The organism is Flavobacterium sp. HTF (assembly GCF_003105115.1).
Taxonomy (GTDB): domain Bacteria; phylum Bacteroidota; class Bacteroidia; order Flavobacteriales; family Flavobacteriaceae; genus Flavobacterium.
Genome location: NZ_QETH01000133.1, coordinates 1 through 8,831 on the forward strand (window position 1 = coordinate 1; position 8,831 = coordinate 8,831).

6 protein-coding genes and 1 tRNA gene are annotated in these 8,831 nt (G+C 33.7%); 1 reads left to right on the forward strand and 6 read right to left on the reverse strand.

Translation table 11 applies throughout. From position 1 onward, the window contains the following. Positions 1 to 12: 12 nt before the first annotated feature. From DCO46_RS21435 to DCO46_RS21445, 3 genes are all read right to left on the reverse strand, one after another. Positions 13 to 79, reverse strand: a tRNA-Met gene (locus DCO46_RS21435). Positions 80 to 209: 130 nt separating this feature from the next. Continuing rightward, positions 210 to 734 carry a DUF4269 domain-containing protein gene (locus DCO46_RS21440; RefSeq protein ID WP_116754517.1) on the reverse strand — a complete coding sequence of 175 codons (525 nt, stop codon included), beginning with the start codon at positions 732 to 734 and terminating at the stop codon, positions 210 to 212. A gap of 6 nt (positions 735 to 740) precedes the next feature. Next, positions 741 to 2,267 carry a glycosyltransferase family 39 protein gene (locus tag DCO46_RS21445; protein ID WP_116754522.1) on the reverse strand — a complete coding sequence of 509 codons (1,527 nt, stop codon included), beginning with the start codon at positions 2,265 to 2,267 and terminating at the stop codon, positions 741 to 743. A gap of 338 nt (positions 2,268 to 2,605) precedes the next feature. On the opposite strand from DCO46_RS21445, the gene DCO46_RS21450 reads away from it, so the two are divergent. Beyond that, a complete protein-coding gene (locus DCO46_RS21450) occupies positions 2,606 to 4,072 on the forward strand; it encodes a glycoside hydrolase family 130 protein (protein WP_116754518.1) in 1,467 nt (488 codons plus the stop codon). A gap of 14 nt (positions 4,073 to 4,086) precedes the next feature. Here the strand turns inward: DCO46_RS21450 and DCO46_RS21455 are convergent, their stop codons facing one another. The 3 genes from DCO46_RS21455 to DCO46_RS21465 all read right to left on the reverse strand — a co-directional run. Then, positions 4,087 to 4,953: a thiopeptide-type bacteriocin biosynthesis protein gene (locus DCO46_RS21455; RefSeq protein ID WP_116754519.1), complete on the reverse strand. Its 867-nt coding sequence runs from the start codon at positions 4,951 to 4,953 to the stop codon at positions 4,087 to 4,089. After that, entirely contained in the window at positions 4,953 to 7,154 is a 2,202-nt protein-coding gene (locus tag DCO46_RS21460; protein ID WP_116754520.1) for a lantibiotic dehydratase family protein, read from the reverse strand. The genes DCO46_RS21455 and DCO46_RS21460 overlap by 1 nt, the downstream gene beginning before the upstream one ends. Continuing rightward, positions 7,154 to 8,831, reverse strand: a 1,678-nt coding sequence (locus tag DCO46_RS21465) for a S8 family serine peptidase (RefSeq protein WP_124019593.1), incomplete at its 5' end; no start/stop codon positions are given. The genes DCO46_RS21465 and DCO46_RS21460, both read right to left, overlap by 1 nt.

Sequence of the window (8,831 nt, forward strand, 5' to 3'; positions counted from 1 at the left end):
GTGGTTTAGTGTCTGGAACAGGACTCGAACCTGTGACCTTCGGGTTATGAGCCCGACGAGCTGCCTACTGCTCTATCCCGCGATGTTTCGGGTGCAAAGATACGTAGTAAATACAGTTTTAAAAAGAAATAACGTATTTTTTTATTTATTTAATTTTTAAATGGTAATATGTTGATTATTAAGTATTAGTGGTTGATTGTTTCTTCTCTTTAGAATTTATATTCCAGTAATTCCTGATACGGATCGTTTTTTAAACCAAGCAAAACGCCAAAAGCGGGCTCTGTTTTGTATCCATTTTGCTTGAGCCTTATGATTTTCTGTCTGAATTTTTCACCTTTTAATTGTAAAATTTTGTATTCGATAAGCATATGTCTGTAAGCATTCTGATTATAAACCGGAATATTTTGTCCGAATATTTCAATTTCAAATTCTTCTATTCTAAAATTTGCAATCACAGATTCCTGTTCGTGAATTTTAGTTTCTCTGAGGCTAAAACCGTTTTCTTTCCCAAAGACAGCTTTTAGTTTTTCTTTAAAATCGATTTTATTTTCCCAGTAACAAATTATATCGAGATCACTATTTTCAATATCAATATTTATCGGAATTGTGCCTGCCAGAACAGGGGTAAATTCAGCAATATTTTCAAGAACTTTATTTTGAGTTAAGACTTCAAAAGCAAGAATCTGCCTTGGATTTCCCGTTTTTAAATATTCAATTGTACTAAAGTCAATCATTTGAGTTTATTTGCTGTAATCAGTTACTTCTTTAATTTCTTGTGCTATTATTTTGTTTATGTTGCCTTTAGCTCCAATAAAAGTGAAAATTGCAGTTTTGTATTCTCTCGCAAATTTATTGGTAATCTGACCCGCAAAGGCTGAGGTTTGAAAATATTGGCCAGTTTCTTTAAATTCACTTTCAGCTTCCTCATATTCAATGATTCTGATTACGTTTTTATATGGAATGCCGAGGTTGAACCAATTCACATAATCAGCATTAAAAGAAACGGCCTTGATTCCTTTTTTAGTATAATAATTAATAGCTCCGGCTTGGCCGTAATTGTCGCAAAGAATTAATGTTTGTTCAGGATTTGGTATTAACGTATAAACGGAATCTGTTTTGCGGGCCAGTTCCTTCCAGCCCAACATGTCGGCAAAATCCTGTGGAAGTGCATGATCTTTTCCGTCTTCCCAGCGAAGCATTCCCAGTTTTTTATATTTTTCAGGATGCTGTACGATATATTCCGGACTTTTATTAGGGAATGCCAAATTGTACATCGGAATAAAAAACAACAATGGAATGATGATAAAAACGGGCTGGAAATAACGTTTCCATCCTGATTTTAAAATATCAGAAAGAAATACAGCACCAAATGCAATATAAACGGGATACAAGCCAATGGCGTAATATGCTTTGGCTTTGAAATATAAAAATACGATAAGCGTAAAAACTAGTGTAGCAAAGAAGAATCTATATTTAAGGAAAGGGGTATAAAACAATAAAGCATACAAAGAAGCCATTATTACCAAAATGGAACCTATAAAAAATAAAATTTGTTCTTTTAAAAAATGCAGACGGTCAACATTGACTAATTGTGTTTCGGCCAATTCTTTCATGTGATGTACAATTGGAAACTGATTATTGTATTGCCATAACAGGTTTGGCAGAATAAGCAGTAGTCCAACCATCAAGGCGAAATACAGTTTTTTTTCGGCTAGTATTTTTCTTTGACCAGACAACAAAAGGGCAGGGAAGAGGCCGATCAGCAAAAAGAGAATATTGTATTTATTCAGAAATCCGAATGCAAATACGATTGCCGCCACATAAAGCCATTTTGTGTTTTCTGAAGTGAAATATAAAATGACAATATAATAAAATGCAGTCCAGCTCAAAACATCTAATGAATTGGGCTGATACAGCATATTGATTCGCAACAAAGACGAAAACAAAATACAGGTAGCACCTAAAACCAAAGCATATAAATTTCCTTTTAAGAGTTCAATAGTTTTCCAGACAATGATAAGTGTCAACGCTCCAAAAAGAGCAGGAAAGAACTTCACCCAGAAAACAGAATTTCCCAATAAAAATATCAGATAAGAAATCCAGGAGGTTACAGGCGGAACTGACAGATATCCCCATGCCAAATGATGTGCCTGATCAAGATGCAGGTATTCATCTCGCTGTAAATCGTATTCCGGACTTAATAAAATGTATTGTAAAACAAATTTTAGAATTATAAACCCAATTAAAATTATAGTTTTTTTGGTCATGTACAGGGTGTTTTTGATTGATGTTTTTTTGATTGGCGTAGTTAAATGTGTTACTGTCAGCATTTAAATGTTTAGCTAATATATCATTTTAAATCATAGATTTTTGACACACAGATCAAAGTCATCTCTCTTTTTAAGGTCAGATTTCATAAAACTTTTAATAAAAAATTAGGTTTTTTCTTTAACAAAATTATTAACTTGTTATAGAATACAAATGAAAACACTGTTTTCAGGCATTATAGTCCTGTTCTTTTTTAAATTATAGCACTAAATGACCAAAACAACTTTAATAATAAATAAAAAAAGCCTTACATTTTTTTCAATCAAAAAATAAATTTATGCGAGTATCAGTAACCCGAAAAAATATAAAATTCACACCAGATTCAAGAAGAGTTGTAGCCCGCTATTTTATGAATGGCTATGAGAGGACTCAGCAAATGGTACTTCGGATTATGACACTCGACGAAAAACAAGTACTGCAGACATTAGAACAGACACTTCGTGAATTTGCCAGACGCCACAGGAATATTTCCGCGGTCTTTTTTAGACACTGCGAAAAAATAAGACCTGTAATAGAAGCCATGAAAATTGATTACGAAGCGATGTCGCTTGATCGTAAAATGCTTATAGGTTCTTATTGTACAATGGAATATGCAATAGAATCTGCAGCTATTTTCAACCCATCAATAGTTGAAGATTTTGATCAGACAGGTCTGGAAGCAGGCGAAAAACGTGTTGTTATTTCGTTCCGTGCAACGGGTGAAGGACATATTTCATCCATTGTTTTCAGACGTGGAATCCTGGATAAGGATAATAATCTGCTGATTATGAAAATCGGCCACCATATTGATAAGGCCGAAATCGAGCATAAAACGTTATTCAATAAGGAACGATTTTTGACCAAATTGTCTGAAATGCATACAACTGACAAATATATCGTTCAGATTATGCAGGACCTGCCGGATGAGTTTGAATTTGCGGTTTTAAAAAACATTCTTAACACAGGATTGAGTGACCCGTTAATTCGTGAAGAGAGAAAAATGGCATTGCAGGAAATTCTCTGGCTGGCAAATTCATTTTATGATTTACAGTTCAAACACGATTCTGATATTACAGAACGTGTTATATTTCCGATATCTGCCTCAGAAAGCCGCGGTATAGAAGATGCCCGTTTTGTCCGTTTTACAGACGATGATGATTCTGTACGTGTCATGGCAACTTATACGGCTTATAATGGTCATACGATACTCCCGAAACTTATTTCGACCGAAGATTTTTACAGTTTTAGGGTGATGCCGTTGCATGGCGCCGGTGCTCAAAATAAAAATCTGGCTTTATTTCCAAGAAAGATAAAAGGAAAATATGCTATGCTGGCCAGAATTGATGGTGTTAACAATTATATTATGTATTCTGAAAGAGCAACTCAATGGAATGATCCTATCCTTTTGCAGGAGCCCCGTTATACCTGGGAACTTACGCAAATTGGAAATTGCGGATCACCGCTTTGGACAGAAGAAGGATGGCTTGTAATTACTCATGGTGTGGGTGCAATGAGACGTTATTGCATTGGAGCTTCTTTGTTTGATCTTGATGATCCGTCTAAAGAAATAGGAAGACTTACCGAGCCTTTACTTTCTCCACTTGAAGACGAACGCGAAGGCTATGTGCCAAATGTAGTGTATTCCTGCGGGGCCATTATTCACAATAACAGCCTGATATTGCCATATGCGGTTTCGGACTATTCATCTACTTATGCAGTGGTTGATATGGCAGAATTGTTATCGGCATTAAAAAACAGCAAGTAAAGAAATTCAGAAAATTAAACGACCAAAGACATATTGTTTTTGTAATGCAACGCTTTATAATAGCGATATAAATGATTATAAATAACCAGCTCATACATCCTTTGTTTAGAAGAATATTGTCGGTTTAGCATCATATGAATATGATTGTATAAAAAACTGTGTGTAGAAATTTCAATTTTTTCCCTGACAATTAAAATGGTTTTTTTTGTTTGTTTGGATTTATAATTAACGATATCAAGGATTTCATCAAAATCATTTTTAGAACCTTCCAGAATGGATTGTATTTGTGGTTCTAATAATTTGTAATTTCGTTCTATTTCTTTTTTTTGGTCTTTATCAACTTCAAATTCTCTATTAAAGGAAATTTGTAGTTCACTCAATAACAGTAATTTTCTGTTATCGGATAATTGGAACAGATTTAAAAAAGTATCAATTGTATAAAAGCTAAACAAAAGAGGTAATTCCTGCGTATCAAAAGAAGATTTAAGCTCGAGATATTTCAGGATCATTTTACTATCCTGCCAAAAAAGAGATTCCGATTCAATGATTGTTTTTTCGCCGTAGCGTTCCACTTCTCTTTTGTAAGTATCGGTTTGAATTTTCCAGATTAGATTTTCTTCCAGAAGAGTATTAAAAACAGGATAAAATGATTCAATAATGGTCAGTAAATCTTTGGTATTTTTTACTAAAAAACGAATTCTGATATGATCTTCAGTGTCTTTATACCGGATAAAAAACCATTTTTGAATTATTTTTTTTTCTTCTAAATCGGAGATAACAGGATTTAATTTTTCTAATAAAATATAATCGGCAGTTCTTACTCCGGTATAAATTTTATAATATAACCACTCGCTGCCCAAACAAAAATCTCTTTGCATCATTATGATCTTTTTTTATAATAGGAAAGTATGATCTGGTTACAAAAACTTTCGCCGGTACTGTTTTGCACAATTGATTTATCGGTAAATAAAAACTCATCCAGACTGAATTCTTCCATGCCTTTAACAGATTTTAGAAATAATACAATACAGATTTGAGTCTCAAAATCAAAGAAAAGTGTATTGTTTGAGTTACTCAGATTTGTAAAGCGAGGAATGTTTCGTTTTGCCCTCCATTCTGAAAAATGATGCATTAAAATGGTTTTATCCATTTTTTGAAAAACGGTAATTTCTTCCTTCTTAATTATCCATTTTGCTTTGGAGAGAATAATCTCATTGTAAATTACCCTTGGAAAAAAATCATAATGTGGCACTAAAGCACCCCAGCTAAAAGAATAAACAGGTTTTGTATTTTGTCTTTCGAGATCACATAAGAAATGATAAATAGGCAGGGAATCAGTTAAAAAATTATGCGCATTCGATAAACACGGAAGGATCTCAGCATTATGTTTTTTTGAGCGTAAAATAATTCGGCCAGACTGAATAGAAATCCATAAATCGTTTAGGTCCAGATTGTCTTCTATGGGTACTCCGGGCGCGCACAAATAACTAATTTCATGTTTTCGTAAAATAGGCCTTCTAATAATATTTCCAATTCTTGACTCGGGTATGTGTACAATTTCACTCAGGATTTTGCCGGAATGATACTCATTTTCTTTTTGAACAATCTCTTTCGTCAGATTGTAAATTTGTTCGTTCCCGTTACAAAAACGGCTTAATAATTTTGAAGCACTCGTATTTCCGGTCGATGTCAAAGCTATATTTTTATCATTATAATACTCAATCATTACCGAAAAAGTAGCGGGAGTGTTTTTAAAATTAGAATCAAAATCCGGAAAGTCATTTTCTGAAAGACTGATAAAAGTATCGTTATTTTTAAGGCATTGCTGCAGTTTGTTATGCAGGATAAAATCAAGACTGTTCCAGTTCTGATTTTTTTGCTCCGTGATTTTAGCCTTAAATAAGTAGCTCTCAAGAATTTCATGATGATCGTTCATGTCCTGATTCTGTAAATAGCCAATTCCTGTTTCTGTATCCAATACCAATGGCAATGGCATTTCTTTCGACTCGTATCTTTGAGTAAACGATTTTTTGAAGTTTTCCAGATTTTGAATGGGTACACGGTTTTGAATACCGTTCAAAAACTGAATTGCCCTGAATATTTTTTCAGGAATATTTTTATTTAAAGTATTAGTGAGAGTGGTTACATTTAAATCGGTTTGAAAAAGAAATTTTTCTTCAAAAGGAGTTCCGATTTTATTAATGGTTGTTTTAATACTATCGTAAGTTTCCTTTGAGGGGATTAAATTCCGATCAAGATCAGAAAGGTTTTTTTCTAAGTTTTTAAATAACGCAATTTGGTTATTAAAACCCGGAATTCGATTCAGAACCGAAAACAATTTTTTCCACTCATTATCTCCGGTAACGGTAGCATCCAACTCACTAATTAGAAACTGAAAAGCAATTAGCTGGGAAATAAATTCAAAAGCGTCTTCCTTTTCAGATTCGTCATCTGCCAGAAAAAAAATCATTTCGTCGATTGTAATTCCTGATTTTGCCTGAAACTGAATTTGCTTCAGTAAATCTGTTTTCCGGATTGCAGAAATAGTATGTTCTCGTTTTGTACCTGCATATTTGTACTCCACAAAGCGATAAAATTCACCTATTTCATAAATGGAAGTGTTTGGATAGAAATTAAGGTGAGCAGCAACATCTTTTCTTTTTGCAAGATCCTGCAGCATTGCTACCCAGTAATGCATATCAAATTGGGAAAAACGCTTGTGATGATCAAGGGAATCCAAAACAATATTGGTTTCAGAACTGAAATTTCCAACAGAGCAGCCTGCAAATAAACCAAATGGTGTACAACGGGATGACATTCGTGACAAATACTTAAGAAAAGTAAGTTCGAAAGCTTTTTTTTTATCCTCAGACAATTCAGAATCGTCAGCGGCCCATTTGTCTAATCCTTGTCGTAATTCTGGTGATGCGAGGCCGATGGCTTCTTTTATTACAGCATCATTATATAATTCGATCGCTTTCTCCGATGAATAATCCTGAATTAATTGAAGATAAGATGATAGTGAAAATAAAGGCGTTCTAAGGACATATTCAGAATAACATTTAATTTTAAAATCAGACATTATCTTTTTTGTTTGCTCCGTTGTTCAGCAAGTTTCATGGCATTATAAACATTTAAAACCTTGCCGGATTTTGACAACTCCGAAAAAGCAATTAGTTTGTCCTTTGTTCCCGGTGTAGTAACTTCAATATTATATGTCGTTCCCGAATCTATTATAATTTGTTTTATCTCAATTGCCGTAAGGTTAGGATAAAAAGACCATATCAATGCCGCGGTTCCTGACACGATTGGTGCTGCCAGAGAAGTTCCTGAATCTGATTTGTATGTATTACCGAGAGTTGTAGTATAAATTTGTTCGCCCGGAGCAAATAAATCTACATTTTTCTTGCCGTAGTTTGAAAATGCCGAAACAAAGGTTTTGTCTAAACGTGCTGAGGTTGAACCAACATTAATAAAATTAGCAGAAACTTCAGGCGTTTCGTCAAAACTGTTGTCGCTTGGATAATAGGGGTTTTCATCAACATTAAAACGTTCGTTACCTGATCCGTGTACCAATAACACATCGTGTTTTTCGGCATATTTAAAGGCATCAGAAACCCATTGCTGATGAACAGAAAACTCTTTCCCAAAAGACATATTAATAACTTTGGCGCCATTATCTACCGCATAATAAATCGCCATTGCTATATCTTTATCATTTTCATCTCCGGAATAAGAAATATTAAGAGGCATGATTTTTACATTTGGCGCTACACCATTTACACCGATAGCATTCTGACGATTTGCAGCTATAATTCCTGTAACTTTTGTAGCATGTCCCTGAATATTTTTAAGTCCTTTTTTAGTGATGCTGACATTCCCCGAACCATATCCTTTTTCAAGAACATCCGGATTATCGCCAATGATAATTCTGTCGTTAAAATTTTTATTCAGATTTTTATTTACTATCGAATCTAATTCAGCCTGGCTTCCTTTAAGAGCTTCTAAAGTGCTCTCATTATCTTCCATATTAATCATCATATAAAAAATTAAAGCTCCCAAATCACGATCATCACTTTCTCGTCTTTGTCTGTAAGTCTTATCGTTTAATTTATGTTTTTTATATAAACTGTCTAATTGTTTATAAGTATAATCTTCTTTTGGAAAAAAATGCTTTAGTGTATCTTTTACCAATGGAAAAATGGATACACTATGATTTAAGCCACTAAGCCATCTGTTGTAATATATATTTTCCTTGTCATTAACCTTTACAGCTCTTTGATATTCTTTATAGTTGGCTATATCTTCGGGTTTAATTTGTTCCTCTTTTTTTTCTTTAAATAAAGGGTCCCATTGTCTTATAAATCTAACAGACTCAAAGTTCCCCCACGTAATATAATCTCCTTTTTTGTTTGAAGTGAAATTCCAGCCATGTATATCATCGACATAACCATTATTGTCATCGTCAATATTATTATTAGGTATTTCTTTTTGATTTGTCCAGAACTGATCTTTCAGATCTTCGTGATTTATATCGACTTGTGTATCTATCACAGCAACAATAACCTCACGCCCTGATTTTTTTTTGTTCTGTTTAAACCATTTATCCAGTGAAATACCCGGAATACTGTCTGTCAAATAATCCTTTTGATACCAGGTTTGTAACTCTAAAGCTGTAAAATTACTTTTAGGTATCATTAGCGTTGCAGAAACAACAGATTCTTTTGAAGACTTACAGCCTGCAAATAATAGTATAATT